This window comes from Mesorhizobium vachelliae (assembly GCF_033977325.1).
Taxonomy (GTDB): domain Bacteria; phylum Pseudomonadota; class Alphaproteobacteria; order Rhizobiales; family Rhizobiaceae; genus Mesorhizobium; species Mesorhizobium vachelliae.
Genome location: NZ_JAVIIR010000011.1, coordinates 68,563 through 90,426, shown reverse-complemented (window position 1 = coordinate 90,426; position 21,864 = coordinate 68,563). Strand labels below are relative to the sequence as shown.

Annotated in this window: 19 protein-coding genes; 6 read left to right on the top strand and 13 right to left on the bottom strand. The window is 65.0% G+C overall.

The window, feature by feature from the left end; genetic code table 11:
- Window positions 1-3 precede the first annotated feature (3 nt).
- From RFM41_RS22500 to RFM41_RS22480, 5 genes are read right to left on the bottom strand one after another with little or no spacing between them, the layout of a single operon-like run.
- Window positions 4-750, bottom strand: a complete 747-nt coding sequence (locus tag RFM41_RS22500) for an enoyl-CoA hydratase/isomerase family protein (protein ID WP_320251241.1) — start codon at window positions 748-750, stop codon at window positions 4-6.
- A gap of 11 nt (window positions 751-761) precedes the next feature.
- Window positions 762-2,453, bottom strand: coding sequence for a methylmalonyl-CoA mutase family protein (locus RFM41_RS22495; protein WP_320251242.1), 1,692 nt, complete (start codon window positions 2,451-2,453; stop codon window positions 762-764).
- Window positions 2,450-3,397 (bottom strand): methylmalonyl Co-A mutase-associated GTPase MeaB, encoded by a 948-nt coding sequence (gene meaB / locus RFM41_RS22490; protein ID WP_320251244.1) that lies wholly within the window; start codon window positions 3,395-3,397, stop codon window positions 2,450-2,452. Before meaB ends, RFM41_RS22495 begins: the two co-directional genes overlap by 4 nt.
- Before the next feature lie 50 nt (window positions 3,398-3,447).
- Entirely contained in the window at window positions 3,448-3,912 is a 465-nt protein-coding gene (locus RFM41_RS22485; protein WP_430708737.1) for a cobalamin B12-binding domain-containing protein, read from the bottom strand.
- Window positions 3,913-3,925: 13 nt separating this feature from the next.
- Complete coding sequence (locus RFM41_RS22480) at window positions 3,926-5,263, bottom strand: aspartate aminotransferase family protein (protein ID WP_320251248.1); 1,338 nt, start codon at window positions 5,261-5,263, stop codon at window positions 3,926-3,928.
- Window positions 5,264-5,361: 98 nt separating this feature from the next.
- Here RFM41_RS22480 and RFM41_RS22475 point away from each other — a divergent pair, with 98 nt between their 5' ends.
- On the top strand, window positions 5,362-6,222 hold the full coding sequence (locus RFM41_RS22475) for a LysR family transcriptional regulator (protein WP_320251250.1): 861 nt from the start codon (window positions 5,362-5,364) through the stop codon (window positions 6,220-6,222).
- Window positions 6,223-6,326: 104 nt separating this feature from the next.
- A complete protein-coding gene (locus RFM41_RS22470) occupies window positions 6,327-6,737 on the top strand; it encodes an acyl-CoA thioesterase (protein WP_320251252.1) in 411 nt (136 codons plus the stop codon).
- 115 nt (window positions 6,738-6,852) lie between these two features.
- Here the strand turns inward: RFM41_RS22470 and RFM41_RS22465 are convergent, their stop codons facing one another.
- Together RFM41_RS22465 and RFM41_RS22460 are read right to left on the bottom strand one after the other, a co-directional pair.
- Window positions 6,853-8,187: an MmgE/PrpD family protein gene (locus tag RFM41_RS22465; RefSeq protein ID WP_320251254.1), complete on the bottom strand. Its 1,335-nt coding sequence runs from the start codon at window positions 8,185-8,187 to the stop codon at window positions 6,853-6,855.
- 170 nt (window positions 8,188-8,357) lie between these two features.
- Window positions 8,358-9,329, bottom strand: a complete 972-nt coding sequence (locus RFM41_RS22460) for a LysR family transcriptional regulator (RefSeq protein WP_320251256.1) — start codon at window positions 9,327-9,329, stop codon at window positions 8,358-8,360.
- 157 nt (window positions 9,330-9,486) lie between these two features.
- Between RFM41_RS22460 and RFM41_RS22455 the strand changes: the two genes are divergently transcribed.
- The 3 genes from RFM41_RS22455 to RFM41_RS22445 are packed head-to-tail and all read left to right on the top strand — an operon-like array spanning window position 9,487 to window position 12,599.
- On the top strand, window positions 9,487-10,440 hold the full coding sequence (locus tag RFM41_RS22455) for an NAD(P)-dependent oxidoreductase (RefSeq protein WP_320319298.1): 954 nt from the start codon (window positions 9,487-9,489) through the stop codon (window positions 10,438-10,440).
- Window positions 10,441-10,467: 27 nt separating this feature from the next.
- Entirely contained in the window at window positions 10,468-11,835 is a 1,368-nt protein-coding gene (locus RFM41_RS22450) for an MmgE/PrpD family protein (RefSeq protein WP_320251260.1), read from the top strand.
- A 26-nt stretch (window positions 11,836-11,861) separates the two neighbouring features.
- Complete coding sequence (locus RFM41_RS22445; protein WP_320251262.1) at window positions 11,862-12,599, top strand: SDR family oxidoreductase; 738 nt, start codon at window positions 11,862-11,864, stop codon at window positions 12,597-12,599.
- Between the two features lie 62 nt (window positions 12,600-12,661).
- Here the strand turns inward: RFM41_RS22445 and RFM41_RS22440 are convergent, their stop codons facing one another.
- From RFM41_RS22440 to RFM41_RS22420, 5 genes are read right to left on the bottom strand one after another with little or no spacing between them, the layout of a single operon-like run.
- Entirely contained in the window at window positions 12,662-14,155 is a 1,494-nt protein-coding gene (locus RFM41_RS22440) for a sugar ABC transporter ATP-binding protein (protein ID WP_320251263.1), read from the bottom strand.
- A complete protein-coding gene (locus RFM41_RS22435) occupies window positions 14,152-15,246 on the bottom strand; it encodes a hypothetical protein (RefSeq protein WP_320251264.1) in 1,095 nt (364 codons plus the stop codon). Before RFM41_RS22435 ends, RFM41_RS22440 begins: the two co-directional genes overlap by 4 nt.
- Complete coding sequence (locus RFM41_RS22430) at window positions 15,243-17,360, bottom strand: ABC transporter permease (protein WP_320251266.1); 2,118 nt, start codon at window positions 17,358-17,360, stop codon at window positions 15,243-15,245. Before RFM41_RS22430 ends, RFM41_RS22435 begins: the two co-directional genes overlap by 4 nt.
- A 23-nt stretch (window positions 17,361-17,383) precedes the next feature.
- Window positions 17,384-18,388: a sugar ABC transporter substrate-binding protein gene (locus RFM41_RS22425; RefSeq protein WP_320251267.1), complete on the bottom strand. Its 1,005-nt coding sequence runs from the start codon at window positions 18,386-18,388 to the stop codon at window positions 17,384-17,386.
- A gap of 31 nt (window positions 18,389-18,419) precedes the next feature.
- A complete protein-coding gene (locus RFM41_RS22420; RefSeq protein ID WP_320251269.1) occupies window positions 18,420-19,397 on the bottom strand; it encodes an ABC transporter permease in 978 nt (325 codons plus the stop codon).
- Between the two features lie 343 nt (window positions 19,398-19,740).
- On the opposite strand from RFM41_RS22420, the gene RFM41_RS22415 reads away from it, so the two are divergent.
- Entirely contained in the window at window positions 19,741-20,613 is an 873-nt protein-coding gene (locus RFM41_RS22415; RefSeq protein ID WP_320251271.1) for an MBL fold metallo-hydrolase, read from the top strand.
- Window positions 20,614-20,679: 66 nt separating this feature from the next.
- Here the strand turns inward: RFM41_RS22415 and RFM41_RS22410 are convergent, their stop codons facing one another.
- Window positions 20,680-21,846, bottom strand: a complete 1,167-nt coding sequence (locus tag RFM41_RS22410) for an ABC transporter substrate-binding protein (RefSeq protein WP_320251273.1) — start codon at window positions 21,844-21,846, stop codon at window positions 20,680-20,682.
- Window positions 21,847-21,864 lie beyond the last annotated feature (18 nt).

The following is a 21,864-nucleotide window of genomic DNA, read 5'->3' as shown; positions in this document are numbered from 1 at the left end:
GGATCAAAAATTCTTCGCCCGCGCCTGCGCATCTGGAGAGAGGAAGCCGCTCACGGTGGCCTTGGTCTCGAGCGCCATCGCATCGGCAAGCGAGGAGTGGAAGCCGTTGTTGATGGCGTGCTTGATATCGGCCACTGCGCCTTCCGGGCGCTCCGCTATCGCCAAAGCGAGCTTCCTTGCCTCATCCAGCAATTGCGCCTCGGGAAAGAGCTTCCAGGCGATGCCGACCTCGAGCGCTTTCCTGGCATCGTGCTTCTCGCCCAGGATCATCAGTTCCTTGGCGACCTGCGGCCCCGTCTGCTTGGTCAGCAACGCAGTGACGCCACCGGTGACGAACAACCCGTAGGTGACTTCGGGGAAGAACCAGCGCGCATTGTCGGCGAACAGCGTGAAGTCGCAATTCACCGCCCATTCGAGCGCGCCGCCCACGCACCAGCCATGCACCGCGGCGATGACGATCTTGCGTGACTGCATGATTTGCAAGGTGATGTTCTGGATGGCGTCCACCCAGGCCTGTGTCGTGGCTTCTGAGGTGGTCTGGTCATCGAGGTCCTTGAGGTCGTCGCCGGAGCAGAAGGCGCGTCCCTCGCCGTGCAGGATGACGGCGCGGATAGACGGGTCCGCTTCGGCTTGCGCCAGCGCCTCGGACAGCCCGTCGACGAGCTGCCTGTTCATCGCGTTCAGCCGTTCGGGGCGGTTGAGCTTGACCCAGGCGATTGCGCCGTCGTGCCTGGAAATGACTGCGCCCATTGGTGTCCTCCTCAAACGATCATCGGTTCGGCGTAAGCGCCCCAGACCTCGCGCAGCGCGGCGCAGATCTCGCCAAGCGTCGCCTTCGCCTTCACGGCCTCGATGGTCTTCGGCAGAAGATTGATCTCGTCGGACCTTGCCTGCTCGGCGAGTTCCTTCAGCAATTCTCGGACACGGACATTGTCGCGCCCCGCCCGCACCGCGTTGAGCCGGTCGATCTGCAACTGCGTGCACGCTTCGTCATAAGGATGGATGTGCACCTCGGCCGAGCTGCTGGCCTCATCGACATAGCGATTGACGCCGACGGAGATCTTCTCGCCGGCATCGATCTTCTGGAATGTCGCGTAGGCGGAATCCGCCAGCTTCTGTTGGAACCAGCCTTCCTCGACCAGCTTCACGGCGCCGCCGCGTTCGTCGACTTCGTCCAAGAGCTTCCATATCTCGGTCTCCATGTCGCGCGTGAGGCGCTCGATGAAGTACGACCCGCCGAGCGGGTCGATCACAGAGGTGACGTTGATCTCGTCGCGGATGATCTGCTGGGTGCGAATGGCCAGCTTCATGGCCTCTTCGGTCGGAATGGCGAAGGCTTCGTCGAGGCCGTTGGTGTGCATACTCTGGCAGCCGCCCAGCACGGCGCCGAGCGCCTGGATGGCAGTGCGCATGAGGTTGTTGTGGTGCTCGACCTTGGTCAGGCTCATCGCCGCGGTCTGCACATGTACCCGCAGCCGCATGGATTCCGGCTTCCTGGCCTTGAAGCGCTGCGCCATGATCTTGGCGTAGACCCGCCTCGCCGCCCTGAACTTGCAGATCTGCTCGAAGAAGTCCTGGTGGCTGATGAAGAAGAAGGACAGCCTGGGCGCGAAGTCGTCGATGTCCATGCCGGCGCTGGTGACCTCCTCGCAATAGGCGATGGTGAAGGCCATGATGAAGGCGATCTCCTGCAAGGCGTTGCCGCCCACGTCCGACAGGTGGTAGCCGCTGAGGCTGATCGGATTGATCTTCGGCGTCGCCTTGGCGCTGTACATGATGAGGTCGCGCAGCAACCTCACCGCGGGGCGCACCGGATAGATCCACTCCTTCTGCGCGACATATTCCTTCAGCGGATCCGCTTGCAGCGTTCCCGCCAGCTTGTGGAGGTCGTAACCGCGCCGTTCCGCGACGGCGACATACATGGCGTAGACCACCCAGGCCGACGGATTGATGGTGAGCGAGACCGAGATCTTTTCGAGGTCGATCCCATCGAAAAGCCGGTCGACGTCGTCGACCGTATCGATGGCGACGCCGACGCGCCCGACTTCGCCGAAGGCCCGCGGATCGTCCGAGTCCAGGCCGAGCAGCGTCGGCAGGTCGAAGTCGGTGGACAGACCGGTCTGGCCGGTCTGGATCATGTATTTGTAGCGCTGGTTCGTGGCCTCGGGATTGCCGAAGCCGGCGACCTGCCGGATGGTCCAGGGCCGTCCGCGATACATCGTCGGATAGGCGCCACGGGTGAAGGGATAGGCGCCGGGGAAACCAAGCTCGTCGGCGGGAATATCGGCGATGTCCGCGGCCGTGTAGACGCGCTTCAGCGGAATGCCGCATTCCGTCTCGTAGGCCGGCTTTTCCTCCGGCCGGCTGCCGAGCGCGGCGGCGAGTTCCTTCTCTTCCCACGCCGCCTGTTTCTCGCGGATGTCCTCGATCGCGGTTTGCGAGAACAGGTTCATGTCGCTTGCCCCTCATTCGTCCAGCCGAGCAGAAGGCGAGCCGCGCCGGCGGGGTCCATATCCCTGTTCACGACGGCCTGGATATGTTCTCCGATCTCGCCGGCCCGCTCATCGAATTTGCGCTGGAAAAGATATTTGGCCGCGCCGAGGATCCGCGTCCGGCAAATGCCGCGCTGCCGCTCGGCCAGCTCGCCGCTGTCGCGCAGATGCGCCCAGTGCCTGGAAATGGCATCCTTCAACTCGCCGATCCGCTCGCCCGAGACTGCGCTGACGGGAAGGACAGGCGGCGTCCATTTCGACCGCGCCGTTTCCGAACCGAGGGTCATCATGCCGCGCAGGGCCGCGACCGTCGCGGTCGCTTCCGGCTTGTCGGCCTTGCTGACGGCATGGATATCCGCGATTTCCAATATGCCGGCCTTGATCGCCTGTATGTCGTCGCCGAGCCCGGGTGCCGAGAGAACGACGATGCTGTGCGCCGCCGTCACCACTTCCACCTCGTCCTGGCCGACTCCGACGGTCTCGATAATGATGGGCGAATAGCCGGCGGCGTCGAGGACATCGACCGCCTGCAGCGTAGACCGCGCGAGGCCGCCGAGATGGCCGCGCGTCGCCATGCTGCGGACGAAGGCCTGGGAGGACGAGGCCGCCTCGCTCATGCGCACCCTGTCGCCCAGGATCGCGCCGCCGGAGAACGGGCTGCTCGGATCGACGGCGACGACGCCGACCTTGCGCCCCTCCGAGGCGAACGCCCGGATGAGAGAGGACGCAAGCGTGGACTTGCCCGCCCCCGGAACGCCGGTGATGCCGACGACATGCGCCTTGCCGGTGTGCCGGTAGATCTGCGCCAGGGCGGGCGCGGCTTCCGCATAGCCGGCCTCGGCGCGCGTGATCATGCGGGCGATAGCGGCGACATTGCCCGCGAGGATCTCGGGCACGAGCTCCATCGAGGGCCTGTATGCCCCGCGCCTCACCGGTCTCGAAGGCATGAAGACGGTCATACCCGGCCACGAGCGGCGATCAGGTTCCTGATCGTCGTCACGATCAGTTCGGCCCGCGCCTCCTGCGGCACGATCGCGTCGACGCCGCTATCCGACAAAGCGGCATAATCCTGTTCGGGGATGACCCCGCCGGCGACGACGAAGATGTGATCGGCCTTCTGCTCGCGCAGGCAGCGTCCCAGTTCCCGGAACAGCGGAACATGCGAACCGGAAAGCAGGCTGACGCCGATGACGTCGACGTCTTCCTGGACCGCCGCCGCCACGACTTCGTCCGGCGCTTTGTAGAGGCCGGTATAGACGACTTCCATGCCGGCATCGCGCAGGATCCGCGCAACCACCTTGGCGCCTCGGTCGTGTCCGTCCAGCCCGAGCTTGGCCACAAGCACGCGGATGGTGCCGGTCGTCGCGTCCTGCATCGGCGCGTCGCCAGAGGCCGGTTTGGTCATGCTTGCTTCGTTCATTGGTCCCTGCCCGTTACTCGGCGGCGATGCCGGGGCGGCCGGCGCCGGTGGACAGCACCGCCTCGATGGCGTCGGAGATCGTGCGCAATCCGAGGTCGAGCTCGTCTTCGGAGATCGTCAGCGGCGGGGCGATGCGGAACACGCCGCCCATGCCGGGCAGCTTGACGATGTTCATGCTGAGCCCTCGCCTGAACGCCTCCGCGGCAATTTTCGCGCCGAGCTCATGATCGGGCTCGCGGCTCTCTCCGTTCTTGACGATCTCGACCCCCAGCATCAGGCCGCGCCCGCGCACGTCGCCGACGCATTCGAAGCGCTGCTTCAGCTCGGACAGGCCGTCGAAAAGCCTTTTGCCGAGATGGCGCGCGCGCTCGACGAGACGTTCCTCTTCCACGACATCGAGCACGGTCAGACCGACGGCGGCCGGCAGCGGATCGGACACATGGGTGGTGTAGAACAGGAAGCCGCGCTCATGCGCGGTTTCCTCGATCTCGGCGCTCGTCATGACGGCCGCCAGCGGAAGGCCGGCGCCGATGGTCTTCGACAAAGTGAGGATGTCCGGCGTGACGCCGTCGCGCTGGAAGGCGAACATATCGCCGGTGCGGCCGACGCCGGTCTGCGCCTCGTCGAGGATGAGCAGCATGCCGCGCTCGCGGCATTTCTGCTTCAGCGCCGCGAGGTAACCTGGCGGCAGCTCCAGCATGCCGCCGCTCGACAGGATCGGCTCGGCGATGAAGGCCGCGAGGCTGCCGGTCGACTGGCTGTCGACCAGGGCGAAGGCATCGTCGAGCTCGGCAACCCAGTCGAGCGAGCCGTCGGGTTTCTTGAAGCGCGGCCGGAAGCTGTTCGGCGCCGGGATCGCGATCGAGCCGACCGCCGCGGGCCCGTAGCCCTTGCGCCCGGCGCTGTAGGTGGCGGAAGCCGCGACGCCGGTCATGCCGTGCCAGCTCTTGGAGAAGGCGACGATCTCGTGCTTGCCGGTCACCAGCTTCGCCATGCGGATGGCCGCCTCGTTCGACTCCGCGCCTGTCGAAAGCAGGAGCGCCCTGTCGAGACCGGGCGCCAGCGCGGCGAGGCGCTCGGCAAGCTCGACGACCGGGCGGGACAGCATGCCGCTGAAGAGATGCGCGACCGTTTCGACCTGGCGGCGCACCGTCGCGACGATCCGCGGATGAGCATGCCCAAGCAGCGCGCTCATCTGGCCGGAGGTGAAGTCGAGTATGGGCCGGGCGTCGGCATCGTAAACGAACGACCCTTCGGCCCGCTCGATGATGGCGGGCTCGAAGGCGCCGCCATAGCGGATGAGGTGCTTTCGCGCCGCCGACCAGAAGGCATTATCCAGATTTCTCGACATCTCGCAGCCCTCACCAAAAACGCAGGCCCGAAGATTAGCGGCTGGCGGTGCAGCAGTAAAATTGATAGATGTTGGACTCCGATATCAATGGAATTGATATGCCCGCACCCCTCGATCTCAGATTGCTGTCGACCTTCGTCCGCGCGGCGCATTCGGGAACGCTGAGCGCCACCGCCGTGCAGGTCGGGCGCACGCAATCGGCGGTGACGATGCAGATACAGCGGCTCGAAGACGCGCTCGGCGGCCAGAGCCTGTTCCATCGAAGCGGCAGTGGCGTGCGCCTTACCGGCAGCGGCGAGCGCTTCCTTGCCTATGCCGAGCGCATCCTCAAAATCCACGACGAAGCGGTTTCGGCCTTCTCCGGCAAAGGCCTGCAGGGATCGATCATCTTCGGCAGCCCGGAAGACTATCTGAGCGCCTTCTTTCCGACGCTCTTGAGAAGCTTCGGGAGTCTTTATCCGGACATCGAGATCAAAGTGGTGTCGGCGCCGACCGTCGAGTTGCACAATCTTCTGCATGCGCGCCAGGTCGATCTTGCGCTGGTCTCCATTCCGGACGCGAGCGCCTCCAGGGAGGTCGTGCGCACGGAAGCGATGGTCTGGGTCGGCAGCAAGCCGGCCTTGGAGATGCATGAGTTCGGCGAGACCGTGCCGCTGGCGCTGCCGGCGTCGAACGCCATGGACCACAAGGCGGCCTGCGATGCCATGGCCCGCGCCGGGCTGCGCTACAAGATAGCCTATGCCAGCAACAGCCTTACCGGCCTGATAGCGGTGGCGCGCTCCGGCCTTGCGATAAGCGTGATGACACAGAAAGCCGTCCCGCCGGATCTGTTCATCCTCAACGCCCCGCTTCCGAGACTGTCCCGGCTCGGCGTGCTGATCGCCTTTGCCGAGACCACGCGATCACCGGCCATCGAGGCTTTTGCCAGCCACATCCGAGGTATCCTCCCGTCGCTTTAGAAAATCGACCCGCCAGAAGCCTGATCATCGATTAGGCCCTCCACAGGCACCAGCAATCCCCGCTAGATGTGGGGGCGCAATCGGACGAATTATCGGGAGCAAAAATGATCTTACTGACGAGAGCTGTGGTTCAGCCCTGGAATTGCGACATGATGGGCCACATGACGACGCGGTTCTACGTCGCCTTTTTCGACGACGCCATCAACATCCTGCTTGGACAGGCGACCGGCTGGGCGCCGACGACCCCTGAATGGGCCGACAGAGGTTGGGCGGACGTCCGGCACGAGATCGACTTCGTCGGCGAGGTGCCATCGGGGGTCATCGTGGAAATCTACGGCACTGTCCGTACTGTCGGCCGCACCTCCATCCAGACGGATTACGAGATGCGCAGGCTGCATGGCGGCGAACTCGCGGCCAAGCTGGCCGCCAAGACGGTCTTCTTCAACCTTGCGGAACGGAAATCGACCCCGCTGACGGAGCCAATGCTCGAGCGCCTGAAATCCTGGGGAACTTGATCGCGGCAATGTCCTCCAGCACCTGGTGGAGGTTGGAGCGGGCGCCTTCCTTGGCGGCGGGCGCGACAGCAACTTTGGAGATCGACGATCTCCTCGTTGTCGACGTCCTTGAACATCAAGCGCTCCGCGCGGCACGTGTCTGGGGACGGGCGTCTCGGGCGACTTCAAACAAGCCCAGCGAGCGCACCGGACGGTTTTCCGGCAGTACAAGGATGGCGCCGATCAATTCGTCGGCTCGGGCTTGCGAACTGCCGCCGGCAACGAGCTGTGCCCGCGCTTTCTCGGAGAGCTCGGCGGCCTTCACCGGATTGCCGGGATCCCCCTTGGCATCGTGTCGTACGGCGGAAAGACGCCGGCCGGAAGCCGTCTCCACCACGATTTCGGCGCCCCACGACTCCGGGTAGGCAGCCTCGATCCCAGGCGCCAGCTCGACATCGACCTTCTTGCGTTCGCCGGCCATCCGCCGCCGGGCATCGGCATCGAAGCTCGCCTGGTCGACGCGGCCCTCCGCCAGCGCGATCGCCACCGTGTGCTGGAGCGAAAATTTGGCGCTGTAGGGGTCCTCGGGGTTGGGGCGGTCGCACACGTCCAGCGCGGCCCGGTAAGCACCGACCTTCACCTTGGCGATGGCTTCGCCGCCTATCTCGCCATGCAAGGCGATGGCGCCGTCGATGGCCGGATGGGTATGACGGCAGCAGGGCCAAGGCTTGATCGAGGTGTTGATCAATTGCCAGGCCCGTTTGGGCGCGGCCGTCACGGCGTCCGGGATCGGGTCCGGACACAGGCCTGAATAGAAGCCCTTTTCGCCCTCCAGGATGTTTTGCGCGCCCGTGAACCCTTCCCTAGCCAGGAACGATGCCAGCACGCCCGATTCCGCGGCCCGGGCGGTGTGAAGATGTTTGCTCATGGCGCCTTCAGCCAGGAACTCCCAAAGTCCCGATGACTGGGTTCCGGCGTTGCCGAGCGCCCAAACGGTCCGTTCGTCATCGAGGCCGATGAGTTCAGCCACGGCGAAGGCCGCGCCGAACGGCCCGCAGGTCGAGGTGTTGTGCCAGACCCGGTAATGCTTCTTGCCGACGGACATGCCGACGCGGCAACAGGCTTCATATCCCGCGAGAACCGCGCGGAGGAACGCTTCGCCGCCGAGGTCGTGATCGTGGGCCACGGCCCAGGCCGCGGGAACGACGACGCTGCCGGGATGGGTCACCGAATCCCGGTGCAGGTCGTCCATCTCCAGGATATGGGACAGACCGCCGAGATAGAACGCCTTGCGGGCCGTATCCGCCTGCGCCGGCGGCGCGACCGCCTTGAGCATGCGGGCAGGCTCGGTCGGCAACGCGCCGAGCGCGCAGCCAAGCGTATCCAGGACGAACAGCGATGCCCATTCCAGGTCGCGTTCGGTCACCGGCTTTTCGCGGATCAACCGGGTCAGGTCGCGGGTCAGGCTCATGGCGTTCCATTCCCTTTCCGTTGGGATCCGGCCGTATCGGCGGACCGAACTCCGATCACAAAGCTACATCATGTTCGTCGGCCAGCCGGGACGTCGCCAAGGGCGCGGCTAAGGCTTGCTCCAGCGAGACGACGGTCGTTCCCTCCAGCGCGCCTGGCATGGTTCGCTCCTTATCCTGCTTTTCCAGCGTCAGCGGCATGATCGGGGACCGGAGAGGGCTGGCGCGGCTCCCACACTCCCAGCTTGCGCAGGACGCGCACCTCATCGCGGATGAGGGTCGTCAGCGCGCGTATGACCGTCGTGGTCGGCCGCTGGCTGGATGTCGCCAGAAGCAGTTCCCGTTCGATCGGCGGGTTGCGGATGCGCCAGTAGTTGATCCTGCCCTCCGCGACGAGGTTGTGGCAGCTCGAATAGGACAGGATGGTGTAGCCTATCCCCGCTTCGACAAGCCGCAAGGTCGAAGGCATGGCGTCGACCTCAACTTCGATGTTGGGCTCGATGCCGGCGGATCCGAGGATGTGATCCAGCACCACGCGCAGCCCATGCGGCCTGGCCGGCAGGATCATCGGCAAGCGGGACATCACGTCAGCGTCGACCGGGCCGGGGCCGAGATTGTGCGGGTCGTTCTTGGCGCCGAGCAGGAATAGCTCGTCGCGCAGGATGGGCTCGGCCAGAAGATTGTTCATCCTCGGGGCGTTGTACAGGACCGCGACGTCGATCTTGCCCATCACCAGCCATTCGAGCAGATGGCCGCTGAAGCCTTCGATTACCCTCAGGCTCACCTGCGGGAACTGGGCGCGGAAATTCTGCACCAGGGGCGCCGTCAGCACCACGCCGACCGATGGCGGCATTCCGAGCACGATCGTGCCGCGCGGGTTCGAGCGCAGCGCCGCCAGTTCCGTCTCGGCGCGCGCGGCCTGCTCGAGCAAGGCCACGGCGTAGCTTTGGAGGATCTTGCCGGCTTCCGTAAGCACAATGCCGCGGCCGTTGCGGTAGAGCAGCGCGACACCGACCTTGTCCTCGAGCGACTTGATCTGGCGGCTGAGCACCGGCTGGCTGATCGACAGCGCCACCGCCGCGCGCGAGAAACTGCCGAACTCGGCCACGGCGGTGAAGAGCTGCAGTTGCTTCAGATCGAACATCTAGATGCGGCCTCTGGCTCGAATGCGGTAACCGCATTGTCGAAGCACGCGGCAAACGCCGGAGTTTGGGGCACAGAGCGATGGTTGACAAGTGAGGCCCAACCGGCGTGCTGCAAAGCTGTTATGCGGCGAGCGAAGCTTATGCTGCGCTCCGGAATTGGCTTATTTGCTAGCCCATGGCCCTCTGAACGAGCACGGCCTTCCCGGAGTAAAAACTTTGCAGACTCGAACGCTTGGGTTCGTTGGGCTCGGCCGCATGGGCGCGCCCATGGTAAGACGGCTTGCGGAAGCGGGCCACCACGTCATCGTCCATGATCGCAGGCCGGATGCGGCCGCGGACCTGCCGAGCAATTCGATAAGCGTGGCCGCCACGGCCGCCGCCGTCGCGGACGAGGCCGAGGTGGTGTTCTGCAGCCTGCCGACGCCGCCCATCGTCAAGGACGTGGTGCTCGGCGCCGACGGTCTGACGTCGGGCTCGAAGGCCAAGGTGGTGATCGACCTGTCGACGACCGGGCCCAGCATGGCCAAGACCATCGCGGCGGAACTGGCCGGTCGCGGCATCGCCTGGGTCGACGCGCCGGTTTCGGGCGGCATCGCCGGAGCCAGCAACGGCTCGCTGGCGGTGATGGTCTCGTGCAAGAAGTCGGTGTTCGACGAGATCGAGCCGGTGCTGGCCAATTTCGGCAAGCGGTTCTACTGTGGCGAGAACCCCGGTACCGCGCAGGTCGCCAAGCTCGGCAACAACATGATCGCGGCCGCCGTCATCCTGCTCTCCGCCGAGGCGCTTGCGATGGGCGTGAAGTCCGGGCTCGACCCGCGCATCATGTGCGACATCATCAATGCGTCGAGCGGCCGCAACAGCGCCACCCAGGACAAGTTTCCCCGCGCGGTGCTGCCGGGAACGTTCGATTTCGGTTTCGCCACCGCCCTTTCCTACAAGGACGTCCGCATGTGCGTCGACGAGGCGGAAAATCTCGGCGTGCCGATGGTCGCGGGATCGCTGGTAAGACAGATGCTCGCCGCCACGAATGCGCGTTTCGGACCGGACTCGGACTTCACCTCGATGGTGCGTATCGTCGAAGAATGGGCGGGAATAGAAATCCGCGCCTAAGAAAGTAGGAACCGCGGAGGACTTGGGATGGCAAGCTTCACGAAGCAATTGGCCGACACGCTGGCCGACCTGCCGTTGGAGGTGTTCAGTCCGGCCGCCACCGCCAAGGCCAAGCTTTGCCTGCTCGATTTCCTCGGCTGCGCCTTCGAGGCGTCCGCGCTCGATCCGAGCCAGCAGGCGCTGGCCGCGGTGACGCCGGCGCGCAGCGGCCACATCATCGGCGAAACAAGGCAAGCCACTCCGGCGGACGCGGCCTTCGTCAACGCGGTCAAGGGGCACGGACTGGTCCGCGAGGACATGCATGCCGGATCGGTATGCCATCACGGCGTCGTCGTCTGGCCGTTGCTCCTGGCGCTGGCCGAGACGAAGACGGTCTCGGGAGCGGATCTGCTGCGGGCGGCGATCGTCGCCTACGAGGTCGGGGGCAGGCTCGGCCGGATGCTGATCGACCGCGAGCTTTCGACGCTGTTCAGGCCGACTGGGCTGGTGGCGCCGATCGGCGCGGGATGCGCCGCCGCGCGGCTTCTCGGCCTCGACAAGGGACAGACCGCGGCGGCGATCGCCTTTGCCGCCAACACGTCCTCCGGCCTCAACCAGTGGCCGCAGAGCGGTGGATCGGACATGTTCTTCCATCCCGGCTTCGCCGCGCGCAACGCCTGGATGGCCGTCCAGCTTGCGGCCGCCGGCGCCTATGGCAGCCCGGACGTGCTCGAGGGAAAGTCCGGTTACTTCGCCGCCTTCGCGCGCCGGCCGATGCCGGGGCCGGTGCAGCTCTTCCCCGACGGCGAGGCCGATATCCTGGCCGTCTACCACAAGGCGGCGCCCGCCTGTAATTTCGCGCAGACGGCTTGCCAGACCGCGTTGAAACTCGTCGAGATGATCGGTCCCGGCGCAGCACCCGTCGAACGCATCCACATCCGCGTCCCCGCCGCCGCAGCCGCCTATCCGGGCTGCGACAACACCGGACCCTTCGAGCGTTCGCTGCAGGCCAAGATGAGTATTCCCTATGGCGTCGCGGCGGTGTTCGCCAGCGGCCGCCTGTCGGAAGACAATTATCGGGACCTGCGGGACAGGGAGACGCTGCGGCTGATCGGTGCCTGCGACCTCTCGGCGAGCGAGGAATTGACGGCGCAGTTTCCGGCCAGGCAAGGCGCCAGCATCGATGTCTTGCTCGGCGACGGGCGGCAGTTGTCGATGGGCCTTCAGGACGTCATACCGGCCACCGAGGCCGAAATCCGCGAGCGCTTCCGGTCGGCTGCCGCACCGATCGTGGGCGGCGAGGTGGCCCGGTCGATCGAGGATTTCGTCGACCGGTTGGACTCCAAGAAGGATGCCGGCCGGCTGATGCCGCTCTGCGCCACCAAGGAAAAGGCGAAGCAGCGAAAAGCCGCTTGAATGCCAAGGCCCGTGGAGGGGTCTGAATGACAGTTCGGCAGAGGACAGCTTTCGTAACCGGGGCGGCGAGCGGCATCGGCCGCGCCATCGCGACAAGTCTCCAGGCCGAGAGCGTTCGCATCGTGCTTGCGGACCGGCAAGCCGGCGCGATTCAGGCCTTGGCAAGCCAGTTGGATGGCGATGTCTTTCCGCTTCCGCTGGACATTACCGACGCGTCGGCCGTCGATGCTTGCCTGGAGCGAGTGCCGGCGGAATTCCGAGACATCGACATACTGGTCAACAATGCCGGCCACGATATCGGCGGCCGCATCCGCTTCGACCAGGGATCGCCTGACGACTGGTCGGCGATCATCGAGACCAACCTGATCGGCCTGATGCGCGTGACGCGCGCGATCCTGCCAGGCATGATCGCGCGCGGCCACGGCGATATCGTCAACATGAGCTCGATCAGCGCGCTGCGGATCGTGCCGGAGCAGGCACCCTACTCCGCCAGCAAGGCCGGCGTGCACATGCTGAGCGACATCATCCGCGGCGAGCTCGCGGAGACGCCGCTGCGCGTCATCGAGATCATGCCCGGCCTGACGCGCACCAACATCGTCACGACCAGGCATCGCGGCGACGAGGAAGCGGCGCGGCAGTATTTCGAACGCTTCGGCATGGCACTCGATCCCGAGGACGTAGCGCGTTGCGTGATGTTCGCGCTGAGCCAGCCACCGCATGTCCAGATCGCGCAGATGTTCGTGCTGCCGACGAACAGGTGGTAGGTCCCGAACGACGACCGTAGTCGCCGTTCAGGCCTGCATCGAACCGGCTGGCGCCAGCGTGCTCAGTGCACGGCCGCGTACATGATGCGGCTTTCGGTTGCCTCGGCGATGTCCATCTCCTCGACGACGCGTCCCTGCCGCGCAACGAGGATACGATCCGAGAGAGCGAGGATCTCGGGCAGATAGGACGAGATCACCACCACCGCCATGCCGCTGTCGGCAAGCTCATTGATGAAGTTGTGTATCTCGACGATGGTGCCGACGTCCACGCCGCGCGTCGGCTCGTCCAGCACGACCAGCTTCGGCTTCTGGATCAATGCTTTCGACAACACCACCTTCTGCTGATTGCCGCCCGACAGTTCGATGACGCGCGCGTCGGCGTCGATTGCCTTGACGCCCAGCCGCTTGGTCCAGGCGGTGGCAAGCTCGCGCGCGTTGCGCGGCGTGACCGCCGTCAGCGGATTGGTGCCGGTCGCAAGCGCGCCGAGCTGGACGTTGGCGGCGATGGTCATCGTCTCGAAGAAGCCTTCGATCTTGCGGTCCTCGGTGACGTAGACGATGCCGTCGCGCACCGCGGGGCGCGGCGTGCGGTAGCGGACCGGCCGGTCCTCGAAGCGCACGGTGCCGCCGTGGAAATAGTCGCGCTTCAAGACGCCGGCGACGATCTTCATCGTCTCCGTGCGCCCCGCCCCGACCAGGCCGAACATGCCGGTGACCTGTCCAGCGAACACCGAGAACGAGGTGTTGCGGACCGTGTTGCCCATCGAGAGATTCTCGACGCTCAGGATCTTCTTGCCCATCGGCCGCGCCTTGCGCTTCTCGCCGGCGTAGAGCTCGCCGGACAGGCTTCGCCCGACCATCGCCTGCACGATGCGATCGCGGTCGAAATTGCGCGTGTCGTCGGTGACGACGACCTTGGCGTCGCGCATCACCGTGATGCGGTCCGACAGATAAAGCGCTTCCTCCAGCGCATGGCTGATGAAGATGATGGCGATGCCCTGCTCCTTTAGCCGGCGCGCGAGGTTGAAGAAGTGGAATTTCTCCTCCGGCGTCAGCGTCGCCGTCGGCTCGTCGAAGATGATCAGCCGGGCATGGTGGTGCACGGCACGCGCGATCTCGACCATCTGCTTCTTGCCGGCGCCCAGGGTGGAGACCTGCGAGGTGGGATCGACGTAGAAATTGAGCGACAAGAGATAGCGCTGCGCCTGGATGTTGAGGCCGCGCAAGCGGTTGAAGAGTTTTTCATCGCCGAGATAGATGTTCTGCGCCACCGACATCGCCGGAACCAGATTGGTCTCCTGGAAGACCATGGCAACGCCGTGCGCCAGCGCGTCGGAGGGCGAGTTGAAAACCGTCGGCTTGCCGTCCAGGACCATCTCGCCCGAGGACGGTTGATAGACCCCGGCCAGCACCTTCATCAGCGTCGACTTGCCGGCGCCATTTTCGCCGAGGATGGCGTGGATCTCGCCCGGACGGACGTCGAGGTTGACGTCCGAGATAGCGAGCACGCCGCGAAAGTCCTTGGACACCCCGCGCAATTGAACCAGTGAATTCATGCCGCCGTCTCGTCGTCGATTGCCACGATCTTGCCCGAGCCCCTGGCGCCGGCGATCAGCCTGCCGCCTGCCTCGCAGAGCGACGTCACGCCATGGACATCGCCATCGGCGCGGCTCTGGTAGCTGCGCAGCATGGCCATGCGATCGTCGCACCGCACCACCAGGCCGGTCGACCATGTCGGCGACCACGGCTTCAGCATGTTGAGCTTCTTGCGGGCGCCGCCCTGTATCGGTTCGAGAAAGCTCTTTCCAGTCGCCAGCGCCGGCGCGATCCAGTATGCCGGCTCGATCGTGTCGACCATGCGGCGCCGGTATTCGTCCTCCTTGAGCACGAACTCGACCAGCGGATTGCGCGGCGCGAACATCGCGAGCCAGAAGCCGCCCGAAGCGGATGGCGTCATGCGGCCCGGATAGGCAGGCAGAGCCGCGAGCGCGACGCGGGGTTGTGAGCCGCTCGTCAGCGCAAGGACACGATGCCGCCACGCTTCGGCGACGAAGATGTCCTTTCCGGAAAGCGCCAGGCCGGCCGCGAATTCCAGGCCGCCGAGAAGCCGTTCGGCGCGACCGCTGCCGGTGTCAATCCGCCAGACCGAGCCGCTCGCCGACTTCGTCATCAGGTCGCGCTTCCACTCGCTCGCCGCGTGGCTATCCGATCCGACGGCGACGAACAACGTCGTCGGATCGGCGAAGACCATGGCCGTCACGCAGGACGGATTGAGGCCTTCGACGGTCAGCGGCCGCGAGGCGGCGCCGGGGCTTTCCAGGAGAATTCCGCTACCTTCCACCGCAATCGCAACGCTCTCGCCAAAGGCGGCGATGCTGGTGATCGGTCCATCCATCGGACAACGCGCACTCAATTGCAGTTGGGGGACATCGCCGGTGGTCGACAGCGTCAGCAGATCGTTGCCGCAGGAGCAGAGCAGGCCGTCATGCGCGGCCGTGAGGTTGTCAACGCCGTCGAGCTGCATCAACACCGGCATCGCGTCCAGCTTCGCGTTCGGGCGCAAGGGCCCGTCCATCGGCGGCACGGTGCTGCCAGTGAGATCGAAGCCGCGAAAGTTGGCCCAGGCTTTATAGATGGCGGCGATCATGAGCGGGCGCCCCAATAGGCGTCCTGCGCGCACCAGTTCGGATCGGCATCGGGCAGGCGGTAGCGGCCGATGCGATTGTTGGAGACTCCGCCGAGATAGAGCCATCCGCGGTGCTCGCGCATCGACGTGATCATGGGATGGTTGAGGCCGCCAAGGTCCCAGAGATTGTCGAGGATCTCGCCCTTCTCGTTGAACTTCACCACGCAGCCGGTGTTGATGTTGGGATAGAGCCACTGGTCCGGCGCGACGCGACGGGCCATGCGCTTGCGGAAGCCGGGCATGCGCAGCGCCAGATCGAGCGCTGGCCCGCGCATGCCGAGCAGCGCCAGCCAGTAATTGCCGTCGGAGGAGCGGTTGATGTTATCGGGATAGCCCGGAAGGTTGGAGATCACCTTCTCGGTCCTGCCCTTCTTCGGGCCATCGAAATAGTAGCGGCTGATCGAGCAGGTCCAGCTCTCGGCGAACATGAAGGATTGGCCGTCGGAGCACATGGCGACGCCGTTGGCGAACACCAGTTTCGGGATTTCCGTATGCGTCTTGCCGGTGCGGGGATCGTAGCAGATGATGCGGCCGCTGGCGCGGCTCTCGAGCGCGTCGGTCGCCCAGTCCTCCTGCTCGTAGCGGATGGTCGCTTCGCTGAAATAGATGCGGCCGTCGGGCGCCACATCGACGTCGTCGGCTAGGCGAAGGCGCGAATCGTCCACCACCGAGAACCAGCTGCGGTTGGTCTCGTCGGTCAGCTTGGTGACCGTCTTGTCGGGCGCCACCTGGAAAAGCCCCATGCCGCCGATGCAGACGAGCAGATTGCCGGCCTTGTCGAAGGCCATGCCGAGCGGATGGCCGCCGATATGCGCGAACACTTCCGAGCGCTTATGGTCGGGACCGAAGAAGCGCACGATATCGCCATGGCGCGTGCCGCAATAGAGGTTGTCGTCGCGGTCGAGGATGACATCCTCCGGCCCTTCGATCTCGCCGAGGCCGATGATCTCGACGGAACGCAGGCGATCGTTGAGCACATAGGGCGAGCCCGGCGCATCGACCTGCGGCGAAGGCGGCAGCGACAGATAGGCGGGCGAGACATAGACCTTGGCCAGGATGCGATGGCGATGCTTCTGCCAGCGCATGTCGACGAAGACGGCGAGCAAAAGGATCGCGCCAAGGATCGTCGAGGTGACCGGACCGCTGATGCCGAGATTGATCAGGCCGTTGGTCAGCATGAGCACGAGCAGGCTGCCGATGATGGCCTTGGCGACGGAGCCGCGGCCGCCGCCGATGGCGGTGCCGCCGAGCACGGCGGCAGTCAGCGCCTGTACCTCCAGGCCGACGCCGGTGTCGGACCCGGTGCTGCCGAGCCGTGCCGCGAACAGGAAGCCGGCCAGCGCGCACATGGTGCTCGAGGCGACATAGGTGAGGAATACCATGAAGCGCACATTGATGCCGGCGTTGAAGGCGGAGCGACGCGCCCCGCCGACGGCGGTCAAGCGCCAGCCCGGTCGCATGCGCGACAGCACCAGATGCCAGGCGAGCGCGATGACCAGCGTGATCACCAGCGACACTGGAATGCCGAGCACCGTGCCTTCGCCGATGAACACCCACAGGTCCGACATCGAGAACCCCGACATGATCGAGGTGGACATGCGCACGAAGACGATCTCGTAGAGCGAGCGGAAGATGATCAGGCTGACCAGTGTCGTCAGGAAGGCGCGCAGCCGCAGATAGCCGATCAGCACGCCGTTGATGGCGCCGCAGACCATTCCCATGCCGAGAATGCCGGCGAGAACCGCCGGCACCGGCAGCTCGTAGACATTCACGCCGATGAGCGAGGACAGGACGGCAAGCGAAAAGACCGAGGCCACCGAAAGATCGATACCGCCCGAGATCATGACGACGGTGAGCGCCAGGACGACAAGCCCGAATTCGGCGAACTGGCGCGCCAGGTCCGAGAGGCTGGACAGCGACAGGAAGTCGGGAATGATCGATCCCATCACCAGCACCGTGAGAACCAGCGCGGTGAACGGGATGGCGTTGTCGATCCATCGCTTGGACATGATCTCCCCGATCAGATGATCGGGGAGATAGCGCGAACGCAGTGACGCTAGGGTGTCGCTGGACATGATGCTGATTGACTTGTCCCGGCTCACTTCAGCTGGTCGAGCGACCAGCAGGTGCGCGGACCGATATTGTCCTTGGTCAGCAGCGTCAGCGGCGTGTAGTAGGAGGTCTTCGATTCGCCGGCTTTGGCGGGCGACAGCAGCGTCTGGACGATCTGCTGGTTGATCGCGTTGCCCTGCAGCGGCACGTCATAGCTGATGATCAGGTCCAGAAGCCCCTTCTGGATGTTGTCGCAGCCGATCTGGCTGCCGCCGCCCGAGGTCACGACATAGACGTCGTTGGCTTTGCCCGCCGCCTGAATGGCGGCGCCCGCGCCGACATCCTGGTTGTCCCAGTTGCCGACCACGCCGCAGAGGTCAGGGTGCTGCTGCAGCACCGTTTCCATGATGGCGCGCGCCTTGGCAGGGTCATACTGGGCGGCCTGCTCGGACACGATCTTGATCGCCGGGTCCTTGGCGAAGGTCTGCTTGTAGGCGTAGAGCTCATAGAGATCCGACGCCGCGGTCGGCTGGCCGCGGATGATCGCGATCTTGCCGGACTTGCCCGATCCCGTGCCGCACTGCTTCACCAGCGCGTCCGCCTCGATATAGCCGACGCGCGACCAGTCGGCGCCGACATAGGCGTCGGTCGGAACGACCGACTCCAGGTTGAGCTGGACGACCTTGATGCCGGCGTCCATCGCGCGCTTCAGCAGGCGGGCATAGGACTGGACGTCGGGATTGTGGGCGATGATCAGGTCGGGCTTTTCGGCGATCAGCGCCGTCAGCGCCCGCGTGCCGGCGTCGGTGCTCCAGTTCGGGTCGCGGATCTCGAGCGTGTAGCCGAGATCGGCCGCCTGCTTGCGCATGATCGCCGCCCAGCCTTCGGTAAGGTCGAAGCCCATGGCCAGCGGAATGAAGACGACGCGCTTGCCCTTGAGGCCGTCGTAGAATGGATTGCGCGACGGATTGTCGAGGCCGTCATCGGCGTGAGCGGCCCCGGCCAGCCCGAGCGCCATCAGCCCGGCCGCCAGGATACTTCTGAATTTCATGGTTTCCTCCCGTTGAGATTGCAAGCTTTGTTCAGATGTCGCCCTGGCTCTGTTGCGAAGTCTGCTCGTCCCTCGGGTTGATGAAGCTATCGACCGTGATGGCGAGCAGCAGGATCAGGCTCTTGATGAGGTTCTGCGTCGTGTAGGTGATGTCGAGAATGGTCATGCCGTTGAGGAGCACGCCGACCAACAGCGTTCCCACCAGCACGTTGCGCACGCTGCCGCGGCCGCCGCTGAGGCTGATGCCGCCGAGCACGACGACCAGCAGCACGTCGTAGATCATCGTCGAGTTGTAGACGCGGGTGCTCATCCCCGAGACGGCGGCGGCCATCACCACGCCGGCGAGGAAGGCGATGAGCGCGCAGATCACATATTGCGCTACAATCAACGGTCGCAACGGCAGGCCGGTGATGCGCGCGGCGAGCGCGTTGTCGCCGGCCGCGTAGACGAAGCGGCCGAAGCGCGTGCGCATCAGCACGAGCGCGACCAGCGCGGCCAGCACCGCGAAGGCGACGATGGGCATCGGCAGGCCGAGGAAAGCCCCCTGCCCGAGTGCATCGAACCACGCGACCCCGGCAGGCGAATTCTGGACGTCGATCTGGAACAGGAAGGCACGTCCCGAGCCGTACATCACGAGGCCCATCGCAAGTGTCGTGAAGATGGCGGGAATATCGGCGTAGGCGATCAGGATGCCGCTGGCCAGGCCGATGGCGAGCGCCAGCAGAGCGCCGTAGACCAGGGCCGTGTCGAAGGGCGTGCCGGCCTGCGCCATCGAAAGCACCCAGGACAACGACACCACCATCGTCGCCACCATGGCGAGGTCGATGCCGCGGCCGATGACGACCAGCCCCATGCCGAGGCCCAATATGCCGAGGATGGAGACACTGCGCACCAGCGCGATCAGATTTCCCGCGGTCAGGAAATTGTTCAGCGTGGCCGCAAAAACCACGAACAGCGCGACGGCGAGCGCGAACACCACGCCCTCCTGCGACAACCGCGCCTTGGCCATTGCGCCACCTCCCGAACCAGGCCTTGCCGGCCCGGTCGCGAACCCCCTTCGCGACCTGCATTCCTCGCGGCGACCATCCCCTTTTTGGCTGGCTCAAGACATATCCGCCCAGGGAATATCAGTTATGTTTCATGCCTGATCGGTATGGGGCGCCCTAGCTGTGCGGTGGGTTGGAAGGCCGGACATGCTCGGCAGCGTCGGCAGGACCCGTCATGCGATAAGCGCCATAGCTGTTATCCGGATTCCGCACGGCCTCATCGCTTCACTCCGCCTTGCCAATCGCGCAAAACTGCTGAGCGACAAGAGGAGGCGCCAAAGGCGCCTGTCGCACCGGGAGGAAATGATGACGGACGAGCCGCGCAAACAGTCGCCGGGGGTCTACAGACGCCGAGTGGGCGATGCCATGGTCACCGTCATCAATGACGGCTTCCTCGATATCAGCGTGGCCATCCTGCGCGGAACGGAGCGCGGCGACATGGAAGGCCTGATGCGCGAGCAGTTCCGCCACACCGAGCCGCGTCTCACCGTCAACGCCTTCGTGATCGAGACGGGCAAGAACACCGTCCTGGTCGATGCCGGAGGCGGATCGACCACGGTCTATTCCATGGGGCTGCTGCCGCAGAATCTCGAGGCAGCCGGTTTCAAGCCGACAGACTTCGACACCGTTCTTTTGACACACATCCATCCCGATCATTCGAGCGGCCTGATGGACAGGTCGGGCAAGCCGCTCTTTCCGCGGGCCGAAGTCATCGTTCACCGGGATGATCTCGACTTCTGGTCCAATCCCGAGAAGCGTGAAAGGTCAGCCGCGGCGCGGCCTTATACCGGTTCGGCCGATGCCCTGCTGTCCAGCTATCGGGGTCATTTCCATCCCGCCGAGGGCGGGGAAGTGGTGCCGGGCATCAGGCAGCTGCCGCTGCCTGGGCACACGCCCGGCCACAGCGGCTATCAGCTCGACTCGGCCGGCGAGACGCTGGTGATGTGGGGCGACACGGTGCATGTGCCCGAAATCCAGATTCCGCGGCCGCAGGTCACCAGCGAGTTCGATGTCGACGAAGCGCTGGCGCATGAAAACCGCCGCAAGATCTTCCAGCATGTCGCCAATGAGCGGCTGCTCGTCACCGGCGGGCACCTGCATCTGCCCGGCTTCGCGCATCTGGTGAAAGCCGGGGATGGCTTCCGCCTTGTGCCTGAAGCCTGGCTGGTTCAGCTCTGAGAGCAGACGTCCGAGACAGATAAGGGCCGGCCCGATCGGACCGGCCCTGTCGTTTGCATCCAGACGTCAGTCGGCGACTTCGACCCAGGTCTTGCTCTTGGCGTCGTATTTGACGAGTGTCACCTGCTCGGCGGTGATGGTGATGTGGCTCTGCTCGGAAAAGCCGATGGTGCCGGTCATGCCCTTGAAGCCCTGGACCGCGTTGAAGCCTTTCTGCAGGTCTTCCGGCTTCGTCGACTTCACGTCCTTGATGACCTGCGCCAGCATCTTGATGCTGTCATAGGCGCCGGCCGAGAACGGCGTGGCATCGACGTTGAACTTCTTCTTGTAGGCGTCCTTGAATGCCAGAAGCTCCGGACCCGGATGCAGTTCCGTCGTCAGCATCGCGGTGATCGTCCCGTCGGCAAGGTCGCCGGCCAGTTTCGAGTAGGTGTCGTCGGCATTGGTTTCGTCATTGCCGTAGACGATGGCGTCATAGCCGATCGAATGCAGGTCCTGCACGAAGGCGGCCTGGTCCTGCGGCGTCAGCCAGACGTCGACGCATTTGATGCCCGCCGCCTTGATGGCGTTGACCTCCGGCATCAGGCCGGCGGTCGCGCCCGTCGACCAGTTCTCGGTGATGGTGTGATCCATGGCGATCTTCTTGCCGGCCTTGTCATAGGCAAGCTGGATGCCGAACAGACCGCCCTGCCCGTAGGTGGATGGATCATGCAGCACCGCGAGGCCATCGGGGCAATGCTTGAGCGCGTGCTGGCCGATCTTCTCGCCCCAGGCAAAGGTGTTGAGGCCGAAGTCGAAGACCCATGGGTTCGGCGGGCTGGTCGGGCCGTCCGGATTGACGGTCAGGCCGCCATCGTCGACGACGCCGATGGTCGGGAACTTGTGGCGCTGCGCCAGCTGAGCCGTGACCGGACCCGTGTCCGGCGAGCCGGCGATAGCGATCGCGCCCTGCGACATCAGCTTCTCATAGAGCTGGCCGGACAACGTGGCCGACGCATTGTCGTTATGCGGGTCGAGCTTGAAGGTGTGGCCGTCGATGCCGCCGGCGGCATTGACCTCGTCGACCGCCATCTGCGAGCCGTTCACCGTGGCGATGCCGGTCGAACCATAGGCGCCGGTCGTTCCCGCGATCAGGCCGATAAGATATTCGTCCGCGGCGCCGGCCTGAACGCCGATCGTCCAGAATGCCGTCGTGGCCAGCAGCATCGCGGAAGTCGTCGCGAGTTTTCTCATGTCTGATTTCCCTCCCTG